A 24,191-nucleotide genomic window follows, 5' to 3' on the forward strand; every position below is an offset into this window, starting at 1 on the left:
ATGTAAAACAAAAGAGTAGAGGTCGGACGCAGTCAGGCTGTCCGGCCTTCACTTTTTGCAATACCCCTGTTTTCTCTCGACGTTTTGCTCTACGCTAGAAAAAAAGTATAATCGCCAGAGATCATCTTTTTATAATTTTATTCTTTTTATGACTCCAGCAGGAGAGATTTCATGAGCCAGATTACAGTCACCGAGCATCTGCTTTTGCGTCAGAAACAGTCCCCAATGGCAACAGGCCAGTTTACAAGCCTGCTGACAGAACTGATCCTTTCTGCAAAAATTATTTCCAGAGAAGTTACCAAGGCTGGTCTTGTTGATGTCTTGGGCTTCACCGGTGAAACCAACGTTCAGGGCGAAAAAGTCCGCAAGCTTGATGAATTTGCGAACAACGTTCTGATTCACCGTATGCGTCGTGCTGGCGTGCTGTGCGCCATGGCATCAGAAGAAAATGGCGATATTATTCCGGTTGAGGGTGAATTCCCGCAGGGTGATTACATCCTGATTTTTGATCCGCTTGACGGCTCTTCCAACATTGATGTCAATGTTTCCATTGGCACCATTTTCTCCATCTACCGTCGTCCCAAAGAAAAGCGTGGCGATGCCCCTTGCCTTTCTGACGTGCTTCAGAAGTGCGAAAATCAGGTGTGCAGTGGCTACTTCATCTATGGTTCTTCCACGATGATGGTTTATACCACTGGTGATGGTGTTCACGGCTTTACTCTGGACCCCAGCGTTGGTGAATTCCTGCTCTCTCATGAGAACATGCAGATTCCCAAGAAGGGCAAAATTTACTCTGTGAACGAGGCATACTGGAACTCGTGGGATACCGCGACCAAGGACGTGCTTTCCTACTTCAAGAGCCATCAGAACGCCGAAGGCAAGCCGTATTCCTCCCGTTACATTGGTTCTCTCGTTGCTGATTTCCACAGAAACCTGCTGTACGGTGGCATTTTCATGTACCCGCCGCGCGTTTTTGAGAACGGCAAGCGTCAGGGCAAGCTCCGTCTGCTTTGCGAAGCTGCACCTATGGCTATGCTCGTTGAGCAGGCTGGTGGTATGGCAACGGACGGCACGAACCGTATTCTGGATTATTTCCCAACAGAGCTGCACCAGCGTGTGCCGCTTTTCATTGGATCTCCAGAAGATGTGCAGATTGTGAAAGACATTTACGAACATCATGAAGAGGGTCAGAAGTAGCAGTGAGCCTGACCCTTGGAATTGAAACATCCTGCGATGAAACAGCGCTGGCGCTGGTGGATGGCGGGAAGCTGATTGCAGAACGCATTGCCACCCAGATTGATGCGCATGCGCTTTTTGGTGGGGTTGTTCCGGAGCTGGCTTCTCGTGAGCACCTGCGGGTGCTGTCTCCGCTTTTGGACGAGTTGCTGAATGAGGCTGGCGTAGCGCTCGCAGATGTGCAAAACATTGCGATTGCCCGCGGTCCGGGCTTGTTGGGAAGTTTGCTGGTGGGGATGTCTTTTGCCAAAGGCCTTGCCCTTGCGACTGGTGCGCGGCTGGTTGGTGTGAACCACCTGTGGGCACATCTGACAGCCCCGGCGCTTGCCGAAGACATTCAGTATCCGGCTCTTGGCCTGCTGGTTTCTGGCGGGCATACGCAAACCTACTGCATTCGGACCCCTCTTGATTTTCAGGTGCTTGGCCGGACGCTGGATGATGCCGCTGGCGAAGCCTTTGACAAGGCAGCAAAAAGTTTCAATTTCCCATACCCCGGTGGAAAGTATATTGATATTCTGGGACAGTTGTCTGAACCAGATAAAAAGATGTTCCCCCGGCCCTATGTGAACAACGACAATCTTGATTTTAGCTTTAGCGGACTCAAAACTGCCGTTGTGAACTTTGTGGATGCTCATCCGCATTTGCGGCTGCCCAAAATGCCTGGCCCGGGCGAAAATGTGCAGGATCTTTTGAAGGAAGCGGGGATTCTCGATGAGTTTGCCCATGCCTGCGCGTCATTTAACTGGGCTGTGGCGGATGCACTTCGGATTAAGGTTGATCGTGCGCTGATGCAGGTCAAAGACGAGGGAATTCGTTCTCTGGTCGTGGCTGGTGGCGTTGCCGCAAACAGCGTTATCCGTCAGACCATGATCGAAGTTGCAAAAGCACACAAACTTCATTGTGTTTTACCACCACTGAACCTCTGCACTGACAACGGCGCAATGATCGCCGTGCTTGGAGAGCGCCTTGCTGAGGCTGGTTTGCGCCATGATCTCAACCTTGAGGCGATCCCAAGAGGTCGTGCAATTCCGTGGGATTACATTCAGGATTAAGACGGGCTTTGCCCGGTATGGAAACGGGAATTCTTGACAGGATTTCACCCCATACTTACTGTTGATGCTCATACTCTCGTGAAGAGAGGAGGACGGCATTTTTTCATGTGCTCAGCCCACGCTTTGATTCTGGCCTGCGCTGTGTATGTTGAATGAAAAGAAATTCACCTTGTAACGCTAAGGAGAACCATAATGTCTGCACAAGTTTCTGACGGAAGCTTTGAAACCGAAGTACTGCGCTCTGATCTGCCTGTTTTGATCGACTTTTGGGCACCTTGGTGCGGTCCTTGCCGCGCAATGGGTCCTGTTGTTGACGAACTCGCAGAAGAGTTTTCTGGTCAGCTGAAGGTTCTGAAGATGAACGTTGACGAAAATCAGGCAACTCCGAGCAAGTACGGTATCCGTGCTATTCCGACCCTGATTCTTTTCAAGGACGGCGAAGTTTTGGAGCAGGTCACTGGCGCTGTTTCCAAGAGCAGCATCAAAGAAATGATCACCTCTAAGCTTGGCTAAGAGAGACAATTTTTTGAGGGCAGACAGATTCTTGTCTGCCTTTTTTTCCTTCCTTCTTGACGCAGGACTTGACCCCGGAGCCTAAGCTCCGGTAGATCTTCCCAAGGATGTCGGCACGTGCCCGGCATGGCAAACTCCCGTTTTTCCAGCTGGATGCTGCGCGCATCCCAGAAGATTCACCGAAAATTCGGAACAGGGTTATGAAAAAAGCATTTCGCATCGTGGCGGCTGTATCTTTGATTGTGATGCTGACTGGCTGCGGTTTCCTCGACTCGTATATGATTACTCCTCCGGAGGATACGGCGCAGGAGCTGTTTGAGTCTGGCAAAGAGTCTATGACGGATAAGAATTACAGTGATGCCGTTGGGTTCTTTACGAAGCTCAAGGATCGCTATCCGTTTAGCCCATACACTCCATCTGCTGAGCTGGCTCTTGGCGATGCCTTCTTTATGGATGAGAAGTATGAGCAGGCAGCAGACGCATACATGGAATTTGAAGCTCTGCACCCTCGCCACGAGGAAATCCCCTACGTCTTGTACCAGATCGGCGTGAGCCGCTACAAGTCGTTCTCTTCCATTGATAAACCGCTTCGTCACGTGAACGAGGCAATGGAATATTTTAATCGGGTAAAGGAAAATTATCCTGATACCCGCTATGCCAAGGAAGCCGACGCCTACATTGCAGGATGTCGTCAGTACATGGCAGACCATGAGCTGTATGTCGCGGATTTCTATTGGAGAACCAAGGAATACCGTGCCGCATGGCTCCGCTATCAGGCCATTGCAGACGAGTTTAAAGACCTTCCAGAGGTCAGAACCTATTCGCTGAAACGTTCCAAGCTTTCATACATGCGTTTCCAAAAGGGCAGCTCTGAGGCTGTTCGGGAAAAAGAGCAGGGAAGCTGGAAAAACTGGTTTGAATGGCTGTAAGGATTGAATACTCAATGATACAGTAAAACGGTCCCCTGGGGCCGTTTTTTTTCATAAGGCCCGACCAACCCTTGAGGTGGACGGGCTTTTTTTTAGGAGTTGTGCATGGAACCAACACAGAAATTTCTCCCTGAATGGGCTGAGGCCTGTGCCTTGTCTGATGATGCATTTGGCGCAGCGTATGACGGGCAAAGTGGCGCTGAGCGTGCGTGGATGAAAAAGACTACAGCGCAGATTTATGAATTGTTTGGAAGTCGGCGGGTGCAGGAGCGTGCGTTGAGTACGTCATGGCGGCAGGGCTTTCATTCTGTTCAGCAGACGCGCCCACTGGAATACGCTGTTGCTGTCTTTGGTCCTGAGTGCTGCTCCGGACCAGAAGCTGTTGCGGCGGCTATGCCTGTGCTGATGTCTGGCGCGAAGCACTGTGCTGCGCTCCGCGTTGGTGATGGTGCTGATGCCGAAGACGCGATTTTGGCCGGCATGGAACTGTGCGGCATGGAACTGGTTTTGAGCCTGAGTGAAGAACAGGCGCAGGACATGCTGGAGCACATGCAGGGCCTTGGGCGTGGCGCTGGTGTTTTCCTTGGGGCAGAAGACTTGTGCGTTTCTGCGCTGAAAGGCGGAAAAATGCAGGTCTGGAATCAGCTAAGTGCTTTCCGGCTGGGCGTTTTTTCTGGCAATGGAAGCTCCTGGGATTTTGAGAGCCTGAAATGGGCACACCCCGCTGCACAGATTGAAGTCTGGAAAGAGGGCGATGGCTCCGCTGAGGATTTTCTCACAGAGTCTTTTGACGCTGTGTACGTCCCTGAAGAGATGGAAAAGGCTGCCAGAGCCTGCCAGCCCCTTGTTTTGGGAGAGCGGCAGGAAGGAACATGGATTTGGCCCGGCATTCGCCCAGAGCTGTTTTGGGCTGCTGACTTTGCATTGCGTGGCTAATTCGGTACAAGACCCTGTAAGACTCTTTTTGTATTCAATTTCAGACATGTTCATTCAGGAAGGTATTCATGTCGAAAGCTGCTCGACCCAAAGACGCATTATCCAAGATTCGGAATATTGGCATTATTGCCCACATTGACGCAGGAAAAACAACGCTTACTGAACGCATTCTGTATTATTCTGGAAGAATTCACCGCATGGGTGAGGTGCATGAAGGCACCGCAACAATGGATTTTATGCCCGAAGAACAGGAGCGGGGGATTACCATTGGCTCCGCCTGCACAACCTGTGAGTGGGACGGCCATACGATCAATCTGATTGATACTCCCGGTCACGTTGATTTTACCATTGAGGTTGAACGAAGCCTGCGCGTGCTTGATGGCGCTGTGGGCGTTTTTTGTGCGGTTGGCGGTGTAGAGCCGCAGTCTGAGACGGTATGGCGTCAGTCTGAGAAGTATGATGTCCCAAAGATTGTGTTTATCAACAAGATGGACCGAATCGGTGCAGACTTTGAGGCTGTGCTCGAATCCATGAAAGAGCGCCTGCGCATTACGCCGTTGGTCCTGCAGGTCCCTGTTGGGGCCGGGGATGAGTTTGAGGGTGTCATAGACGTCATTGGGATGCGCTTTTTGGTCTTTGATGCCGCAAGCCGAGGCGAGGACTTTGAGGCGCGTGCTCTGAGTCCTGAGCAGGAAGAGCTGGCCAGTCAGTGGCGCGAGGCGCTTTTTGATGTGCTCTCGGAGCAGAGTGACGAAATTTTGGAGCTGTACATGAACGGGGAAGATATTCCCCGTGAGCTGCTGGATGTAACAATTCGCAAGGCAACGCTTGAACGAACGCTTGTTCCTGTCTTGGCAGGATCAGCTCTCAAGAATACCGGTATCCAGCCTGTGCTGGATGCTGTGTGTGCCTATTTGCCGGGTCCTCAGGATGTTCCAGGGCAAAAGGGACGGAATGTTCATGGCGTGAAGATCGAAACAGTGTGTGATCCCAAAGAACCACTGGAAGCGCTAGTCTTTAAAGTGAGTCTGGAAACTGGGCACAAGCTTGTTCTGCTCCGTGTGTACTCCGGGACACTTGAGGCCGGGCAGATGGTGTACAACGCCAGTCAGAAAAAAGACGAGCGTGCCGCGCATCTGTATACACTGCATGCTGACCGCAAGACCAAGATTGAGCAGGCCGTTGCAGGCGAGATTGTCGCGGTGGCGGGGCTGAAGTTTGCGAAGACAGGGGATACGCTGAGTGCAAAGGACGCTCCTGTTCAGCTTGAAAATATTGAAAGCTATCGTCCTGTGATCTCTTTGGCCCTTGAGCCTCGGAACACAGAAGAGCGGAATAAGCTGGAAGAAGTTTTGGAAAGTTTGCTGCTTGAAGACCCAACGCTTGCGGCAAAAATCGATGAAGAAACCGAGCAGCTTGTACTTTCTGGCATGGGGGAGTTGCATTTAGACGTTGTTTTGGACAGAATCCGTCGGGAGTTCAAAATTGATCCGCGCGTCGGTAATCCTCAGGTTGTGTATCAGGAGTCCGTCACAAAGACGGCGCAGGGAGAAGCGACGTTTGATCGCGAGCTTGGTGACACAGAGCATTACGGCGCAGTGACCCTGACTGTGGAACCGCTTGAACGGGGTGCCGGGCAGCATATACGGCTTGGATTTGAGCCTGTGGGCTGGCCAGAAGCATGGATTGACGCCGCAACAGAGGGAATTGAGGACGCTCTGCAAAGCGGTGTTGTTCGTGGCTACCCTGTGCGAGATGTGCGGATACGTATTGATGAACTTGGCCGTATGGATGGAAAGTCCAGCACGGTAGGGTATCACATGGCAGCGGCTGAGGCTTTGAAGCTTGCGCTGACAAATGCGTCCCCCTGTTTGTTGGAGCCTATCATGAAAGTGGAAGTCTCTGTTCCGGACGAGTTTGTTGGTGAGGTTATCAGCCTTCTTGGTGCGAAGGGAGCCAAAATTGAAAATATGTTCGACAAGCATGGGCAGAAGCTCGTTCAGGCTTTTGCGGCACTTCGCCAGCTCTTTGGATTTTCCACAGAGTTGCGCTCTGCGACGCAGGGCCGGGCAGGGATGCTGATGCAGTTCGATCGTTTTGATGTCCTTGGCTAGCACCCAACATTTTGCAACGGTTGACAGTACTGAATGAAAAAGGACCGCTTTTCACAGTGGGGCCGGTTCCAACGCTGGTCCCGCTATCATTTTCTGCGCATTATGCGCCTCGCCGCGACACCGCACTCCATAGCAATGGGGTGTGCCCTTGGTATTTTTGTTGGCTTTATGCCAATTGTCCCGTTTCAGACTGTCGTGGTTCTTGCCCTGGCTTTTCTGTTCAAAGGGAACAAAATTGCTGCAATGGCGGGAACGTGGATTTCAAATCCTGTTGATTTGCCGTTTTTCTATTACGGGCTGTACCTCGTAGGAAAAGCGCTTTTGCCTTTTGATGGGCCAGCTTTTGACCCGAGTAATCTGGAGATGACCCACCTCATTGAGGCTGGGTGGGAGCTGTTTGCAATGATGGTGACCGGTGGTATCGTACTTGGTATCCCCGCTGCAATATTAACGTATTTTGTGACGAAAAAGCTCGTTGTAGTATATCGAAAGCGACGAGCGCTTCGGATGCTTAAACGGCGCTCCACGTATGCTCGATAAGAAAAGCCCCTGCAATTGCAGGGGCTTTTTGTTTGTGTCTGCGTTGTGGCTGGATTTCTTTGAAATTTATACAGTGAAATCCGGAGAAGGAGTTTCACAATTGCGTCCTCTATGTTATGGAAAAAGAGAAAGAAATATAGAGATTGTGGGCAAGAGGTGAATGCAGCAGGTAAAAATATGAAAACCTGGTCGATGATTCAGCAGGACACATCATTTTGGAAAAGACTTTCTGCTGCGCCGCAGTGCGCATTCCTTTTTGATTACGATGGAACGCTTGCACCCTTTGTGTCTACGCCGAGCAAGGCCTTTCCCTATGCGGAATTCCCTCCGCTTCTTCTCCAGCTTATGCAGCAGCCTCGTTTTCATGTGTCGTTTATCACTGGGCGGGCAAGTCATGAACTGCTGCGACTCCTGCGGCTCCCCGTGCAGCCAGAAATCTGGGGCAGTCACGGAGCTGAGCGGCTTTTGCCGTCAGGAGAAGTGACACCATTTTATGACCGAGTTCAGTATTTCCCTGCGTTTGACGCTGCGGTCCGTCTGGCGGGAGAGGCTGGTTTTGTCCTCAATGTGGAGCGTAAGCCTGCCTGTGTTGCCTTTCATTTGCGTTCGCTTCCGGAGGAGGAACGACGTGACGCAGAGCAGTGGGCACTGGCGCATTGGGGCAGGCTGGCCGAACAGATGGAGCTTGAGCTACATGGCTTTGATGGAGGGCTGGAGCTTCGGGTGCCGGGTATCAGCAAGGGGCGCGCTGTAGAAACAGTCCGGCGTGAGCTGTCGGAGCAGTGCGAAATTTTATATTTTGGTGATGATTTGACAGACGAGGATGCGTTTGAAGCCTTGGGACGTCAGGGGCTGAGTTTCCTCATCCGGCCACGCTTTCGGGAAACGCAGGCGCAGTACTGGCTTCGTCCCCCAAGAGAACTGGCTGGGCTTTTGGAGCGCATACTTGAGTCCTAAGGAAATCGCATGTCACATCCTGTTCGTCTGATTGTTGTATCTAATCGATTGCCAGTTTCCCTGTGTAAGGAAGGAGAGTGCTGGCATGTAGAAACAGGCAAAGGGGGGCTTATTACGGCTCTGGCGCCTGTTTTGCGCAATAGAGGCGGGGACTGGATAGGGTGGACAGGCGCGGGTGCAGACGTCGACCTGAGGGCGCAGCTAAAAGCCTATTCTAGGCAGGAAGGCTATTCGCTCCACGGTGTGAATCTGACTGAAGAGGAAGTGCATGATTTTTATCATGGCTTTTCCAACGAGATCATTTGGCCACTTTTTCATGATTTCCCCTCGGCCTGCAATTTTCAGCAGGCGTACTTTGATGCGTATCTTGCTGTGAACAGGAAGTTTGCGCAGGTTGTTGTCGGGCGCTCAGAGGAAGATGATTATGTCTGGGTGCATGACTATCACCTGATGCATCTTGCCCAAAAGATACGAAAGCTTGGAGGAGAGCGGAAGACAGGCTTTTTTTTGCATATTCCGTTTCCTTCGCAGGATATATTTTTGAAACTCCCGTGGCGTCGGCAGATGCTTGAGGCTTTGCTGGAGTATGACCTGATAGGATTTCAGACCTTTCGTGATCGCCGGAATTTTATACGTTGTATGAGTGTCCTGTTTAAGGACTGGCGTCAGTATGGACGGGGTCCTGTTGTTCACCTGTCGAATGGCATCAGGACGATTAAGGTTGGGTACTTTCCGATTAGCATTGATTTTCGGGAGTTCTCTACCTTGGCGCGGACCAGAGAGTCGGCGGAGCTTGCCGAGCGGGTCGCTTCCGCATTTCGGCGCAGGACCCTTGTGCTGGGAGCAGACAGGCTGGATTATACCAAGGGCATTCCTCAGCGCCTGCTTGCGTTTCGAGCGCTTTTGAAAAAATATCCACAGTTGCGGACGAAAATTTCTCTTGTGCAGATTGTTGTGCCAAGCCGGGAGCGTGTCCCAGAGTATCAGGCCATGAAGCACCGCATTGAGGGACTCGTCAGCGAAATCAACGGTGAATATTCAGAACCGGGCTGGGTGCCCGTGTACTATCTCTATCGGAGTTTGAGCCGGGATGAGCTTATTGGCTATTATCGGGCCGCAAGCATTGCTTTTGTAACGCCTTTGCGGGATGGTATGAACTTGGTGGCCAAAGAGTTCTGTGCCTGCAATGTCGATGGGAATGGTGTGGTTATCCTTTCTGAGTTTGCCGGGGCTGCGGCCCAGTTTCAGCGAGGCGCGCTACTGGTAAACCCCTATGATGTTGAAGGTGTTGCAGATGCGCTTTATGCTGCCTGTCAGATGCCTCCTGCAGAACGGCGGCGGAGAATGCAAAAACTCAAGACCACCGTGCGCAAATATGATATTTACTGGTGGGTCGACTCCTTTCTGGGAGCTGCTTTTGGGAAGAAACTTGAAGACTTCCCGGCACAGGAAAGTGTTGACTATGGCCTCAAGGAGTGATTTATCCAGCAACAGCCGGGCAGTCACGAGGCTTCGGAAGACCTTGGGCTTGTCCGAGTATTGAGAGAAATGTGGCGCGTATGTGCCGCGAAAAAGTATATAGCGTGAAAAAAATAGATAGTCCCAAATACGGTCGTTATGCCAAGCGCAGGTTTGGCCAGAACTTTCTTCAGGATGCAAATATTATCCGTAAGATAGTGGAAGCACTGGAGATTGAGCCTGACGATAAAGTGATAGAGATAGGCCCGGGTCATGGAGCACTTTCAAAAAAAATTGCTGAATACAGCCCCGCGCTTTATGCTGCTGTTGAATTTGATATTGACCTTGCGCTGGAACTTCGGGATAAATGTCCAAGCATTCAACCGCTCGCTGCGGATGCACTGACAATCCAGTGGGAAAAGCTTCGGGCGGGTTCTGGGAACTGGAAGCTCATTGGCAACTTGCCATACAATGTCGCTTCCCCCCTGATGTGGGAGATCCTGAGCAGGGCGACTGCCGTGAGTCATGCGGTGTTTATGATTCAGAAGGAAGTCGGGCAGCGGATTATCGCGGAACCAGGGTCGCGTACATATGGCGCACTGAGTGTATGGCTTCAGAGCTTTGCTCAGCCTGAGTACCTGTTTACCGTGAGTCCCAACGTTTTTGTGCCTCGGCCAAAAGTGCATTCTGCGGTGCTTCGGTTTACGCCACAGAATGAAAAAATTGACTTCGAACCAGCGGCACTTTCGGGACTTTTGAAAAAATGTTTCCAAAATCGGCGAAAACAGCTCGGTAAGATATTGAAATCTTGCTGGAATCAGCATATTCCCCTCTGGCTCGAAAACGAGGGGCTGGATTCGCGGGTTCGACCCGAAGATTTGACTCCAAAGCAGTTCCAAGCCTTGTCAGGCTTGATAAAAACTGATTTTATGGCTTGACATGTTTGAGAATCTGTTGCCAATGTCGTTGCGGCCCCGAGTCTCTACGCCACTGCTGTGACAGGATGATTCTCAGGCGGTTTTATTGGAAAAAATTCTCCAAAGCCCTAGACAGGGTATTCCGATTGCTTTAGGGGCATTAATTGTGCCTCGCCGAATTCTGACGACTGCACTGTACTCTGGCCTCTGTGCTTCCACGCATGCCTGGACGCTGCGGGTTTGCAGAGCCGGAGAATGAAGTAAACGGAAATTGTTTTTTTGGGGAGATAGAGACTAACTTCTATGAGGAGGAATGGACTAATGACGAAGGCTGACCTGATTGTAAAGATTGCTGAGAAGGCAAACATTACAAAAGCCAACGCTGAGCGTTCCCTGAACGCTTTCTTGGACACCGTTGAATCCACTCTGGTAAAAGACGGTAAGCTTACCCTCACCGGCTTCGGTACCTTTGTTGTTGAAGAGCGCAAAGCTCGCTCTGGCCGCAACCCTCGCACTGGCGAGACCATCGAAATTCCTGCTTCCAAGGTCGTGAAATTCCGTCCTGGCAAGCTCCTGAAAGACGCTGTAAAATAATTAAACTGAAGTCTGCAGGGAGGACAGTATGATTCATGGAGAAACGCTGCACAGCGCATTGCCTTGGGATCTGCCCCTTTGGGCCCCAGATCATGTTGTATTCTTCGGGGCGCTGTACCTTGTGATTGGCATCCTCGGCCTCGCCGTTGGTTATGCCGCTGTTAAAGCTTATATCGACACTGTTGCCGACCCGAAGCCAAACGAACAATAGTTTTTTGGCCTTGAGACGACTTCAACAGCCCGGCCTGCGTATGCAGCCGGGCTGTTTTGTGTTTTATGCCCGTGAGGCAAGCGCTTTTTTATGATAAACTTCTTGATCTTTCTGAAAAGAGCGTATAAAAATATGCCTTACTTTTGCGCGGGGCATTCCCCCGTGCACCCCCGGAGGAGGTGATTATACATGCCTGGAGTTCTCCTCGAGGACAACGAGAATTTTGAAATCGCACTGCGTCGTTTTAAGAAGCAGGTCGAAAAAGCTGGTATCCTGTCTGAGCTGAAGAAGCGTCAGCATTTCGAGAAGCCCAGCGTGCAGCGCAAGAAGAAAGAAGCTGCTGCTCGCAAAAGACTTCTCAAGAAGATGCGCAAAATGAACATGAACTAATGATTCCCTTGGGAATCACAGTTTTTTGTTCCTGCGAAGGAACCATACAGATTCCGTTTTAAGTTTGCGGGGTGGCGGCAACGTCATCCCGCATTCCCTTTATTTATCCTTTCTCTTTTACCTGCCCGTGCCTGCGGGTTCCTGGGCGTGGAGTATTACCCTATGAGTCTCCTCAAAAAAATCGGATCAGATTACATTGCTGCATACAAAGCCAAAGATAAGGACCGTGTGTCTGTTCTTCGCATGCTCAAAAGCGAGCTGAAGAACAAGCAGGTCGAAACTGGCAACGAACCTTCTGACGCTGAGGTCCTTGACCTTATCACCAAGCAGGTGAAGCAGCGCAAGGAGTCCATTGAGCAGTACAGCAATGCTGGCCGTGAGGAGCTGGCAGAACAGGAAGCTGCTGAGATGGCTCTGCTGAAAGAGTATCTCCCTGAGGCTCTGACTCAGGAAGAACTCGAAAAGGCCATTGACGACACCATTGCTGAGCTTGGTGCAGAAGGTATGAAAGATATGGGCCGCGTTATGGGGCAGATCACTGCTGCATACAAGGGACGCATTGACGGTAAGGTCGCGTCTTCTTTGGTCCGCGCAAAACTGAACGCCTAATTTTCCTCACTCGGAAAATATTTATATGGAATCACGTACATATCAGCTTCTTGAGTTTTCCAAGGTTCTGAATCTTTTTGCAAAATACTGCGTTTCTGAACCTGGTGCCGAACGGGTACGGGCTATTCGTCCGTTTGCCGAACACAAAGATCTCCTGAGCGAACTGGAACTGCTGCGGCAGTGGTTGGCCTGGAGAGGGGAAAATCGCTTTAGAGTTGGTAACTTTTTGTCACTGGACGGGCTGTTTCTGTTTTTGGAACGCCCGTCTGGCGTTCTTGATCTCGACGCTCTCTGGGCGCTTTATGATGTGCTTGGCACAGCAAAAGAGGCACAGGAGCAGATGCAGGATGCAGACGAAGAGCGTTTCCCACGTTTGCTGGAGCTGTCGTCTTTTGTGTGGCCGCAGAAAACATGGGCCGCACTCAAGCGCTGCCTTGGTCGTGATGGAAACATCCGCGACGAGGCTTCTCCAGAACTTTTTTCTGTTCGTCAAGAAATTCGCTCCATTCATAACCGATGCTACAAAAAAGTGCGCACCTACCTCGAAGATGAGGGGCTGTCGCACTTTTTGCAGGATGACTACGTCACGATTTCTTCTGACCGTTATGTCGTTCCACTGAAATCGAACGCAAAAGGTCGGATTCGCGGCATAATTCATGACTATTCCCAAACAGGGGAAACGTGTTATTGTGAACCGCTTTTTCTGGTTGAGCTGAACAATCAGCTTCAGGATTTGAAGCAGGAAGAGCGCGAAGCAGAGCGTCAGGTTTTGGCTTTTCTGACGGGCCTTGTTCGTCAGGAGTTCACTGGCCTTGACGACATGTATGAATTTTTGCTGACCTGCGACGTGCTTACGGCAAAGGCCGATTTTGCCGCAGAATATGATGCTCGTCCTGTTGAGATTGAAAACAACGCCCCAATGAACCTGATGCAGGTTCGCCATCCCTTGTTGATGAGCACTGGCGATGCTGTTCCCATTGATCTCGCCTTGCGCGAAGGGCAGCGTGCCCTTGTCGTGAGTGGTGGCAATGCTGGCGGTAAAACCGTTTGCCTCAAGACTTTGGGACTTGCGGCGCTGATGGCCTTGTGCGGCCTGCCTGTGAGTGCTGCTGAGGGCAGCTCTGTGCCCGCATGGAGCAAGATCGTTGTCATTTTGGGCGATGAGCAGAGCATTGAAAGCTCGCTTTCAACCTTTACGGCTCAGATAAATCATATATCAAAAGCGTTTTCAGCTATTGACGAACGCACACTTGTGATTATGGATGAGTTTGGAGCAGGAACAGACCCCAGTCAGGGTGCCGCTCTTGCTCAGGCCGTTGTTGACAGCATCCTTGATCGGGACGCCTGGCTTGGCGTTGCAACACATTTCCCGGCACTCAAAGCCTATGCATTGAGCAAGCAGGGTGTGCGTGCTGCATCCGTGCTCTTTGATCCCAACAGTAAAAAGCCGCTGTATCAGCTTGCCTACGATCAGGTTGGTGCAAGTCAGGCCTTGGACGTTGCTCGTGAGCATGGCCTCCCGGAAGAAATTTTAGACAGGGCACAGCAGTATCTGTTGCTGGATGGCTCTGACACCTCCAAGACTCTTGAACGCCTGAACGCGCTGGCGGTGGAACGCTCGGAAGAGCTGACCGCCCTGAATAAAGAGCGCCGCAAGCTTCAGGAGAAGCGGAGCCGGTTCTCGGAACGCTTTGAGCGTGAGAAAAAGGCGCTTATTGATGGACTGCAAAAGCAGTCACAGCAGATTCTGCGTGACTGGCAGGCCAGCAAGATGAGCCACAAGGAAGCCCGAAAAAAATTGGCCCAGATGCGTCAGGAGCTGGCCGAAAGCAGTTCTGCAAAGACTGCGGCACAGCCTGCGAAAAAATCTGATGTGCTGGAATGGGCAGACATCACGCCCGGAATGGTGCTTGTTTATGCCGGATGGGGCAAGACAGGCAAAGTTCAGGAACTGGATGAGCGCAAGAAGCTTGTCAAGATTGACATGGGTGGCGTTGCCGTCTGGGTGAAGCTCAAGGAGCTTTCCCTTGCACAGGCAAAGGCCAAGTCGCAGAGCATGCACTCTGGGGCTTCAAGCTCTGCCAAGGTTGACCGTCCGGCATCGCTTTCTCTCGACCTGCGGGGAAAGAGGGCTGATGCCGCCATCGCAGAACTTATGAAGTATATCGATGGCGCTGTGCTCTCCGGATACACACGCGTGGAAGTCATACACGGGCGCGGCACTGGTGCCCTGCGTCGTGAAGTGCATGAGTTCCTGAGAACTTTCCCACCGGTACAGTCGTACAGCCTTGCACCAGAGGACATGGGTGGTGATGGGATGACTATCGTCGAATTGAACTAAAACTGGCGGTAGGTGTATGGCGAAATTTGATTCGGGTGTCATTGCCGCTATCAAGGCTCGAGTCGATATTGTCGAGCTGGTGCGGCGCTATGTTGATCTGAAAAGGGCGGGGGGCCGGTGGATGGCTCCGTGCCCGTTTCATCAGGAAACAAAGCCATCGTTCACGGTTCATCCTGACGGCTATTATTACTGTTTTGGATGCCGGGCGTCTGGCGATGCTATTGATTTTTATTGCCAGATCAACGGTCTTGATTTTCGGGATGGGGTGCTCCAGCTCGCGGATGAGCTGGGAATTGAGATCAGTACTGCAAAGGCTGATCCTGTGGCAGATGCCCGGCGTCGTCTGAGGCGCGATAGCCTCAAGATGCATGGCATTGCTGCGGAGTTCTACCAGTCCAGTCTCCAGGCTCCTGCTGGAGAAATTGCCCGAAACTACATAGAGACCCGAGGTCTTTCTCCAGAAACAGTGCAGTCTTTTGGACTGGGATACAGCCCTGACGACTGGCACGCACTGGAAAAAAAACTGCGCTCCTGCCGGTATTCGCCAGAGATGGCGGCGGCCGCAGGGCTGCTTATGAAAAACGAAAGAGGAAACATTTATGACCGCTTCCGTGGTCGTTTGATGTTCCCTATTCATAATCTTTCTGGTCAGGTGATTGCCTTTGGCGCTCGTACCCTGACTGGTGATGATCCCAAGTATCTGAACAGTGGCGAGTCCCCTGTGTATGTGAAAGGGGATCATCTGTATGGCCTGTTTCAGGCCCGACGGACCATTGCCCATAAGAAATATGCGCTGTTGACCGAAGGGTACACGGACGTCCTGTCTCTGCACCAGTTTGGTTTTACCAATGCCTGTGGTGTGTTGGGGACAGCGCTGACGCCGCATCAGGTTAAGCGTCTTGGTGGATTCTGTTCTGAATTCACGCTGGTTTTTGATGGCGATGGAGCCGGGCGAAAAGCCGCACTTCGTTCGAGCGAGATGGTCCTCTCGCAAGGACTCAAGTGTAAGGTCGTTCTTCTTCCTGATGGGGAAGACGTCGATAGCCTGCTGCAAACGCAGGGAGCCGAAGCGTTTCAGCTCCTCCTCGATTCGGCTGAGGATGGTCTGAAATATTGCCTCAAGACCGTTGGCCAAAACTCGACTCGGGAAATTGTGGAGTGGGTCCATAAATTTTTGGAAAGTTTACCCAATCCTGAGTGGAAATCGGCTATAGTCTCTGAGGTCGCACTGAATATCGGCCTGAATGAACATGAATTACGAAGCCGACTACGAGTTTCGGGCAAGGTTTCTGGAACTCGAGAAAATATGCCTGAAAACTGTGCTGGTGCGAAACGCCGCGTAAGGTCGTCCACCAGAGGAGAAAAGCTTGACCGCCAGCTCATGCGGTTTGCCGTACGGAATCCCCAGTATGTGAGGGATTTAGAATCACGAGGCATGGGGGAAGCTCTTTCGACTCAGTTTGCATTGGGGCTGTGGGATAAAATGGCTGCCAACCCGGATTCTGATGTTTTTCCTGAGCTTTCAGACCTGGAAAAACGGTACTGGGTTGAATGCCGCGTTAAAGGTACAGATAGCGAAGAAGAGGTACAGCGTGAATGGTGCGAAATGTGTGAGCACCTTGAACGTGTCCGTCTGAAGCATCAGCAGAAATTCTCCATTGACGCGTTGCGCATGGCGCAGATGAATGGAGATCAGGCAGAAGTCGCTCGGTTATTACAGCTGCAGCAGGAGATTTTAGGGAGGCTAGATGAGCAACATTAAAGAGATCCAGCAAATCAAGGCGTTGATTGCCGAGGGGAAGAAAAAGGGTTTTCTGACGTTTGACGAGGTCAGTAAAGCTCTGCCTTCAGAAATTAACAAGCCTGAGCAGATTGAAGAAGTTATTGCTATTTTCGAGTCGATGGACATCATGATCGTCGACAACGAAAAAGAAGCTGACGAGCTGCGCATGAATGCTGTCTCCGAAAGCGAAAGCTCTGAAGATTCCAATCTGAATCTTACAGAGGAAGAGGACTCGACAGATTACGCATCCCGGAGCACTGACCCGGTACGCATGTATCTGCGCGAAATGGGTTCTGTTTCTTTGCTCGACAGAGAGGGCGAAGTTGTTATTGCTAAGGAGATTGAAGAAGGCGAGCTGGATGTCCTCTACGCATTGGTAGAGGTCCCCGTTGCTATTGAAGAGCTTGTTTCCGTAGGCGAAAGCCTCGAAGACGGTCGAGTCAAGCTGAAGGACGTCGTTAAGACCATTGAGGAAGACGACCCCAGCGAAGACGAAATGAACCAGCGCCAGCGTGTTATTTTCCTTTTGGAAGAAATTGGAAATATCTACACGGAGAAGCATGAGCTGTATCGACGTCTTGACGAGTGCGCCACAACTGATCGCAAGGTTTTTGATCTCCAGAATGAGATCATGGACTACAAAGAGCAGATTGTTTCCCGCCTGCGTGACATCAAGCTCGAAAAGACTCTTATTGATGAAGTGATTGAGACCGTTGGTGACTATGTGCGCCAGATGCACAACTGCCAGCGTGACCTTTCTGCATATTTGCTGTCCACAGGCAAGCCCACGCAGGAAATTCGTGACCTCTTTGAGGCTCTGGATGCCCGTGAGATTAACCCTGTGGACGTTGCCAAGGAACTCGGCCTTTCCGTTGAAGAGATGTTCTCCTTTAAGGAAATCATTTCTGGTAAGATCGAAATCCTGAAGCGTCTTGAAACCAAGTGCTGCCATCAGGTCCATGACCTTGAGGATGTGCTGTGGCGCATCAAGCACGGTAACAGGACTGCTGCCCGCGCAAAGCAGGAGCTGATTCGAGCCAACCTGCGACTCGTTGTGTCTATTGCCAAGAAGTACACCAACCGTGGTCTCCAGTTCCTTGATTTGATTCAGGAAGGAAACATCGGCTTGATGAAGGCTGTCGACAAGTTCGAGTACCAGCGTGGATACAAGTTCTCCACATATGCAACATGGTGGATTCGGCAGGCCATTACCCGCGCCATTGCGGACCAGGCTCGCACAATTCGTATCCCTGTGCATATGATAGAGACCATTAACAAGCTGATTCGTACCTCCCGTTATCTCGTTCAGGAGCTTGGACGCGATCCGTCTCCGGAAGAGATTGCAGAGCGTATGGATTATCCTCTTGATAAGGTCAAAAAGGTCCTCAAGATTGCCAAGGAGCCTATTTCCCTCGAGACACCAATCGGTGACGAGGAAGATTCCAGCCTCGGCGATTTTATTGAAGACAAGAAGGCTGCCGCACCTGCCGAAGAGGTGGTGAACACCAAGCTCGGCGAGCAGATTGCTGGTGTGCTTTCTGACCTGACGCCTCGTGAGGAGCAGGTTCTGCGCAAGCGTTTTGGTATTGGCGAAAAGAGCGATCACACCCTTGAGGAAGTTGGTAAACTCTTCAACGTTACTCGTGAACGTATTCGTCAGATTGAAGCCAAGGCTCTGCGTAAGCTGCGCCATCCAGTTCGAAGCGCACAGCTTCGTTCTTACTACGAGAACTAGGCGTCTCCTGATGCAAAAAATGAGGCCCATCCGGTATTCCGGGTGGGCCTTTTTGTTGTCCTGTGGCGTGGCACGCAGTACACTCAGTGTGTTTTTATGACGATATTTAAAGGAATTCTGGTGAGATGAGAAAGAAAAGTATTCGGCTACTGCTCGGTGCCTGTGCCCTGTGTTGCGTTTGTTTTCTTTTGCAGGGCACTTCTGCGCATGCTGCTCGCTATGTGCGGGCGGTGACCCTGAAAAATGTTCAGGCGGAATGGATCCCTGATGGTGATACTGTCCATCTGCGGAGTGGTGAGAAGGTCCGTCTTGTCGGAATTGATACTCCAGAAACAGGGAAAGATGGAAAGCCTGCGCAGTATGGAGCCAAAGCCGCCAAGAAACGCCTTCGCCACCTGGTCAAGGGGCAGCAGCTGACGATTCGGTCAGTCAAACCACACCGCGACAAGTATGATAGAATACTGGGTGAGGTTTTCTTGCCAAATGGAACGCTGGTGAATGAGCTGCTTTTGCGGGAGGGGCATGCCTACTATTATTGGTTTAAGGGCTTGCCGCAACAGATTAAATCTCGATATCGGAACGCGCAAAATCAGGCGATTTTGGGCGGGGCGGGGTTTTGGCCGCATATTTTAGACAAGCCACTGAGTCAGGCTCCGTGGGTAGGCAACAGGCGGAGCCGCCGTGCTTTTCCAAAAGGGAGTTATCACGCGAAACGACTGAGTCCTCGGAATCAGGTGCTTTTTTTGAATTTGAGAGAGGCGTTGCTTAAAGGGTATAGTCCTTCGCGGCAGTATTCTCCATGGCGGGAAAAAGCACAGAAGAATCTCCGGAAAGTCTTGTATAGAGCCATGAAAAGTCGATATAAGCTCTGAGAATATGAAGAATTGTTTCATGTGTAACATTGTGCACATATAGTAATTTTACAATTATGTGAATTGAAAAATTCCATAATTGGCAAAAATATTGTTTTTTATTTGACGCTGAGTTTTGAAAAAAGTAGTCTGTTTTTCCCATTACATGATGTCTTGGGGACTTGCCGAAACCACAACGAGCCAGTGTCGTGGCTTGTTTTTGATTATTGACGCTTTTTTTGAAATAGAGAGTGACCATGGAAAGTGGCCACATTCACGAGGTACCATAGCATGCAACATGCACCAATTGCTCAAGAAAAAGACGCCTGCGCAATTATTGCCTTCATTGATAAAAGAGGGCGAACAAGCCACGCCAATATTGTTAAAACAATCGAAGCCCTAAAAAAAATGGCTCACCGTTCTGGTGACATTAATAATGAGGGTGATGGCTGCGGCGTTATGACAGATATTCCTCGTGAGCTGTGGGCCGACCGACTTGAAAAAGCTGGCCTGTCCCGACACCTTGCGGAGAGCCGTGGTTTTTTTGTGGGACATATGCTGTTGCCGCATTCCATTCGTCAGGACGCTGATGCCCATCTTGCCACTGTGCGTGCCCTGTTTGCCGGAGCTGGCCTTGAGCTGATGTATGAAGAGCTTGGCGCGACCCGTGATGGAGAACTCGGTCCCATGGCCCAGCAAGAGGCCCCTCTTTTTTGGCAGGTTGCGGGTATTGTCCCTGAAACTTTGCTGAGCGATGCTAACAGCGTTCTCTTCCGCCTGCAGATGGACATCGAAGCCGCTATTCCGGATATGCACATTGCCTCTCTGTCTCGTGACAGCGTGGTCTACAAGGTGCGTGGTGTGCCGGATCTGCTGCCTCGCGTGTATCCAGAGCTGCAAAATCCGCTGACCCGTTCTATGATTACTCTGGGACACAGCCGCTATTCTACAAATACACTCCCGACAGTGGAGCGCTCTCAGCCTTTTTCTCTTCTGGGCCATAATGGCGAGATCAATACAATTGAGCGCCTGCGAAGCACAGGCCGTACTCTGGGCATTGAACCTGTTCCCGGAGGAAGTGATTCTCAGGACCTGAACCGTATTCTGGAAGGTCTGATTAATATTTATGGCTTTGAGGCAATGGAAGCCTTTGCCATGGTTTTCCCCTCCGTGCATTCCGAGGTTGAGTCTTACGGCAAGGACCTGCAGGACGTGTATTCGTTCTACCGCTGGTTCTTCCCACCGTCTGCACAGGGTCCGGCCGCTGTTATTGCCCGCCACGGGCATGTGGTTATGGGCAGTGTTGATGCCCTTGGACTTCGTCCGCTGTGGTTCGGTGAGTCTGACTATGACTACTTCCTGTCTTCGGAAAAGGGTGTGGTCGATATCGAATTCAATGCGGCTGACCCAAAGCCTTTGGCTCCGGGTGAAAAGATTGCCATTATTACAGGAAGCGGCCGCAATGGCGTCGTGCTTGAGTACACTGCCTATCAGCGCCGTCTGGCAAAGCTGATGCGAGGTCGGAAAAAGGCACTTGCAGCCTTGAATGGCCTGTATGCTGATATTCCTCAGCAGCAGAATGGAGAGCTGGAGCTGAAAGACTTTCTAAGTGCAGAGCATGCGTCTTATTCAGATGCAGACTTCTTGAAAAATTCTGTGCTGGGGAGCTTTGGCTGGCAGAGCTATGACATTGAGATGCGGGAGCAGATCGCAAAGACAGGTCGGGCCGTGATTGGCTCTATGGGCCATATGGGGCCGTTGGCCTGCCTGAATGAAAAGTCTTTGCCTGTTATTAGCGAGTATTTCAAAGAGAATGTTGCGGTTGTGACCAACCCGGCAATTGACCGAGAGCGCGAAGCTGACCACTTTACGACGCGGGTGACGCTTGGCGACCGTCCTGATGCTTGGGGAGAAAAGGCTCCTTCTGCTATTGGTCTGGAGCTGCGGACGCCTATTTTGCTGGGCGGTAATCTGGGGCAGGAGATGCCCCTGGAGACCTCTCGCCGTATTGCGCATGAGTTTGGAACGCAGACGCTTGAGGATGTTTTATCTTTCTTTACAGCGCAGAATAGAGACACTGCACGTCTTCACGTCCTTGATGCCAGCTTTGCCTCAGGAAAGGATACGCTCAGGGATTGTGTTGATGCCCTGTGCAGGGAAGCATGTGTAGCCGTAGAGAACGGGGCGGTCCTTCTGCTCGTTGATGACTCCCGAAGCTTTCGAGAAGAGAGAGTCTTTATTGATCCGGGGCTGGTCCTTCCTGCGCTGGTTGCGGCGCTGGATGAAGCCGGGCTTCGCCGAAACTGCTCTGTGATTATTCGCTCCGCTGCGATTCGTAATCTTCATGACGTGATGTTCCTCATGGGGCTTGGAGCCGATGCTCTGAATCCATATATGGTCTGGGCCATGTCGTGTGAGTATGCCCTTGAGGAGAGAACTCCTGAGGACGTTGTGCGCGTGAGCATGGATGTCATCCAGAAGGGCATGGAAAAAGTTATGTCCACAATGGGCATTCATGAGCTGTGTGGCTACGGTCGTATTTTCTCGTCTGTGGGTCTGTCTCAGGAACTTGCCCAGATCTTTGCGTGCCCCAATTTCTGCGCGTCTGAGACGTCTGGCTTGTCTTTTGCCCGTCTCGAAGAACAGGCTGCGGCCCGGCTTGAACGCGCTATGGGTGATGACAAGGCTCCACTTTGGAAAGATCCCAAAAGAAACATCAAGGTTGGTCGAGTCCTGCGTGCTGCCGCACAGGGTCGTTCTGGCTATTTGGAAATGGCAGGCAAGCTCCATGACATAGAGCAGGAGAATCCTGTTGCGCTGCGTCATCTCTTGGGCTTCCGCAAGGGGCTTGAGCATTCGCCGCTGGCCATGAGCGATGTTGACCTGTCATGTGGCGATCATGATATGCCGCTTTTGATTTCTGCAATGTCCTTTGGCTCACAGGGAGAAAATTCTTTCCGTGCCTATGCCAATGCTGCCAGAGAGCTGAATATCATCAGCATGAACGGTGAGGGTGGCGAGATTCCGGATATGCTCGGCAAATACCGTCATAACCGTGGACAGCAGATTGCCTCTGGTCGTTTTGGTGTCTTTATGGATTTCCTGAATTCTGCGGATTTCCTTGAGATCAAAATTGGACAGGGTGCAAAGCCTGGTGAGGGCGGCCATCTGCCCGGACAGAAAGTTTCCGAGATGGTTGGTCGTGCCCGTCACTGCAAGCCCGGCATCGCGCTTATTTCTCCCTCCAACCACCACGACATTTATTCCATTGAGGACCTTGCGCAGATTATTGCTGAACTCAAGGTCGCCAACCCAAAGGCAAGAATCAGTGTAAAGATTCCTGTCACCAGTGGCGTTGGAACTATCGCAGTGGGTGTTGCCAAGGCTGGTGCAGACATTGTGACGGTTTCCGGCTTTGACGGTGGCACAGGTGCTGCACGTGAGCACGCCAAGAAGTACGTTGGACTTCCCGCTGAAATTGGTGTGTCTCAGGCGCATCAGGCTCTTGTTGAGTCTGGCCTGCGCGAGAGCGTTGAGCTGTGGTGCGATGGTGGCATGCGCTCAGGTGCAGACGTCCTCAAGATGATTTGCCTCGGCGCAAACCGTGTTGGTATGGGAACCGTGGCTCTCATGGGGCTTGGTTGCATTAGCTGCCAGCGTTGTCACCTTGACCGTTGCCCAAGAGGCATTTCAACTCAGCTGCGGACCGTCGAGGACGCCAAGGCTCGAGGCGTTAAGGGCTTTACTCCTGTGGATGTTGCCAATGAGACGGGCAATCTTGTCCGACTTTTTGAACGCATCGGCGAGGAAATGCGCTCAATTTTGGCTGAGCTTGGTCTGAAAAAGGTTACAGATGCCGTTGGACGGACAGATCTTTTGGAGCAGCTGGCGCTGTCTGAGAGCGTTGATTTGGGACAGGTCCTCGCTGTTCCTGAGCCGCTGTTTGCAGCAAAGGAGCGGAAGGAACTGCGCACCGCACGCAAGCCGCTCAACACGCTGACCAAGATGATTTCAGATATTGCCATGAATGCATTTCATGGAGAGGGCGTTGAAAAGGTCCAGTTTACAGACCAAGGCGTTCGAAGCGTTGACCGGGCTGTAGGAACCTATCTCGCTGGCGCAATGAGCCGTGCCTTGAGTTATGACGGAAACAAGCACGTGGACCTGCGGCTGGACTCCTCTGTGCCGGGTAATGGTCTGTGCGCATTCAATGTCCCTGGCATTGATTGCATTGTGACCGGTGGAACGCAGGACGGAACTGCGAAGGCAAGCTTTGGCGGCGAGGTCGGCGTCTTCAAGGATGCGAACTGGCAGGGGATTCGCCTTGATGGTTCTACAGGCAAGAGTTTTGGCTATGGCGCCATTGGTGGCACCTTGATGGTACAGAATTACGCGGATTCGCGAGCCTGTGTCCGTTTTTCGGGTGCAGATGTGATTTTCGGTGCCCGCATCACGGAACCCATTCATGATGAACTGGGCAATCTTGCTTCGCGAGCGCACCTCAAGGGGTTTGCCTTTGAGTATATGACAGGCGGCAGGGCTGTTGTTCTGGGCGACCCTGGGCCGTGGATGTGCTCTGGTATGACTGGCGGCGTGATCTATCAGTGTCTGTATCCTGAGCTTGGATTTACAGAAGAGTCCATAAAAGTTCGTCTGGCATCCGGTGCAGATGTTGCAGTTTGTCCGCTGGAAGACGAAGGCCTGAACGACATTGAAGAGCTGCTCAAGCGTTATATTCAAGAACTTCGGGCTTCTTTTCAGGATGAAGAGGCGTGTGCAGTAGAGGAGCTGCTCCAGAATGCTGCAAAACGATTTGTAATGCTTGTTCCTGCATACACTAGGCAGACTAAAGCAGAGTAAACAGAACGTACTGGACTCACAGATACAGCACTATGCGCTGTGCTGTGGGTCCTTTTTTCTGAATTAAAAAGAAAAAAATAAAGCAGCTGTTATGACTAATTTTGCGACCGCAAAGAATATTTTGTTCGAAAAAAGCAGAGAGTCATGTTCAGGGCAAAAAAATAA

Annotated in this window: 19 protein-coding genes; all 19 read left to right on the forward strand. The window is 51.4% G+C overall.

Annotation, left to right across the window (positions count from 1 at the left end):
* Positions 1–171: 171 nt before the first annotated feature.
* The 19 genes from fbp to B5D23_RS06990 all read left to right on the forward strand — a co-directional run bounded on the left by fbp (position 172) and on the right by B5D23_RS06990 (position 24,026).
* Positions 172–1,197 carry a class 1 fructose-bisphosphatase gene (gene fbp / locus B5D23_RS06900; protein WP_078684689.1) on the forward strand — a complete coding sequence of 342 codons (1,026 nt, stop codon included), beginning with the start codon at positions 172–174 and terminating at the stop codon, positions 1,195–1,197.
* Positions 1,198–1,199: 2 nt separating this feature from the next.
* Complete coding sequence (tsaD, locus tag B5D23_RS06905; RefSeq protein WP_233814821.1) at positions 1,200–2,288, forward strand: tRNA (adenosine(37)-N6)-threonylcarbamoyltransferase complex transferase subunit TsaD; 1,089 nt, start codon at positions 1,200–1,202, stop codon at positions 2,286–2,288.
* A 192-nt stretch (positions 2,289–2,480) separates the two neighbouring features.
* Positions 2,481–2,801 carry a thioredoxin gene (gene trxA / locus B5D23_RS06910; protein ID WP_078684690.1) on the forward strand — a complete coding sequence of 107 codons (321 nt, stop codon included), beginning with the start codon at positions 2,481–2,483 and terminating at the stop codon, positions 2,799–2,801.
* A 200-nt stretch (positions 2,802–3,001) separates the two neighbouring features.
* Entirely contained in the window at positions 3,002–3,730 is a 729-nt protein-coding gene (locus B5D23_RS06915) for an outer membrane protein assembly factor BamD (RefSeq protein WP_078684932.1), read from the forward strand.
* A gap of 105 nt (positions 3,731–3,835) precedes the next feature.
* Positions 3,836–4,666: a hypothetical protein gene (locus tag B5D23_RS06920; RefSeq protein ID WP_078684691.1), complete on the forward strand. Its 831-nt coding sequence runs from the start codon at positions 3,836–3,838 to the stop codon at positions 4,664–4,666.
* Between the two features lie 68 nt (positions 4,667–4,734).
* On the forward strand, positions 4,735–6,780 hold the full coding sequence (fusA, locus tag B5D23_RS06925; RefSeq protein WP_078684692.1) for an elongation factor G: 2,046 nt from the start codon (positions 4,735–4,737) through the stop codon (positions 6,778–6,780).
* A 33-nt stretch (positions 6,781–6,813) separates the two neighbouring features.
* Positions 6,814–7,320, forward strand: coding sequence for a DUF2062 domain-containing protein (locus B5D23_RS06930; protein ID WP_078684693.1), 507 nt, complete (start codon positions 6,814–6,816; stop codon positions 7,318–7,320).
* A 177-nt stretch (positions 7,321–7,497) separates the two neighbouring features.
* Positions 7,498–8,277, forward strand: coding sequence for a trehalose-phosphatase (gene otsB / locus B5D23_RS06935; protein ID WP_159445945.1), 780 nt, complete (start codon positions 7,498–7,500; stop codon positions 8,275–8,277).
* A gap of 9 nt (positions 8,278–8,286) precedes the next feature.
* Positions 8,287–9,756: an alpha,alpha-trehalose-phosphate synthase (UDP-forming) gene (locus tag B5D23_RS06940; protein WP_078684695.1), complete on the forward strand. Its 1,470-nt coding sequence runs from the start codon at positions 8,287–8,289 to the stop codon at positions 9,754–9,756.
* 104 nt (positions 9,757–9,860) lie between these two features.
* Positions 9,861–10,673 carry a 16S rRNA (adenine(1518)-N(6)/adenine(1519)-N(6))-dimethyltransferase RsmA gene (rsmA, locus tag B5D23_RS06945; protein ID WP_234985072.1) on the forward strand — a complete coding sequence of 271 codons (813 nt, stop codon included), beginning with the start codon at positions 9,861–9,863 and terminating at the stop codon, positions 10,671–10,673.
* Between the two features lie 300 nt (positions 10,674–10,973).
* Positions 10,974–11,246, forward strand: coding sequence for an HU family DNA-binding protein (locus B5D23_RS06950; RefSeq protein ID WP_078684697.1), 273 nt, complete (start codon positions 10,974–10,976; stop codon positions 11,244–11,246).
* A 28-nt stretch (positions 11,247–11,274) separates the two neighbouring features.
* Positions 11,275–11,457 carry a hypothetical protein gene (locus B5D23_RS06955; RefSeq protein ID WP_078684698.1) on the forward strand — a complete coding sequence of 61 codons (183 nt, stop codon included), beginning with the start codon at positions 11,275–11,277 and terminating at the stop codon, positions 11,455–11,457.
* 189 nt (positions 11,458–11,646) lie between these two features.
* Positions 11,647–11,847, forward strand: coding sequence for a 30S ribosomal protein S21 (gene rpsU, locus B5D23_RS06960; RefSeq protein WP_078684699.1), 201 nt, complete (start codon positions 11,647–11,649; stop codon positions 11,845–11,847).
* A gap of 162 nt (positions 11,848–12,009) precedes the next feature.
* The gene (locus B5D23_RS06965; RefSeq protein WP_078684700.1) at positions 12,010–12,456 is read left to right on the forward strand and encodes a GatB/YqeY domain-containing protein; all 447 of its coding nucleotides are present in this window, start codon (positions 12,010–12,012) and stop codon (positions 12,454–12,456) included.
* A gap of 25 nt (positions 12,457–12,481) precedes the next feature.
* The gene (locus tag B5D23_RS06970; RefSeq protein WP_078684701.1) at positions 12,482–14,797 is read left to right on the forward strand and encodes an endonuclease MutS2; all 2,316 of its coding nucleotides are present in this window, start codon (positions 12,482–12,484) and stop codon (positions 14,795–14,797) included.
* Between the two features lie 16 nt (positions 14,798–14,813).
* Positions 14,814–16,559: a DNA primase gene (gene dnaG, locus B5D23_RS06975; RefSeq protein ID WP_078684702.1), complete on the forward strand. Its 1,746-nt coding sequence runs from the start codon at positions 14,814–14,816 to the stop codon at positions 16,557–16,559.
* Positions 16,546–18,315 carry an RNA polymerase sigma factor RpoD gene (gene rpoD / locus B5D23_RS06980; RefSeq protein WP_078684703.1) on the forward strand — a complete coding sequence of 590 codons (1,770 nt, stop codon included), beginning with the start codon at positions 16,546–16,548 and terminating at the stop codon, positions 18,313–18,315. Before dnaG ends, rpoD begins: the two co-directional genes overlap by 14 nt.
* 125 nt (positions 18,316–18,440) lie before the next feature.
* On the forward strand, positions 18,441–19,187 hold the full coding sequence (locus B5D23_RS06985; RefSeq protein ID WP_078684704.1) for a thermonuclease family protein: 747 nt from the start codon (positions 18,441–18,443) through the stop codon (positions 19,185–19,187).
* Between the two features lie 270 nt (positions 19,188–19,457).
* Positions 19,458–24,026: a glutamate synthase-related protein gene (locus B5D23_RS06990; RefSeq protein ID WP_078684705.1), complete on the forward strand. Its 4,569-nt coding sequence runs from the start codon at positions 19,458–19,460 to the stop codon at positions 24,024–24,026.
* The last annotated feature ends 165 nt before the right edge of the window (positions 24,027–24,191 follow it).

The organism is Desulfobaculum bizertense DSM 18034, from assembly GCF_900167065.1.
In the GTDB taxonomy this organism is placed as follows: Bacteria; Desulfobacterota; Desulfovibrionia; order Desulfovibrionales; family Desulfovibrionaceae; genus Desulfobaculum; species Desulfobaculum bizertense.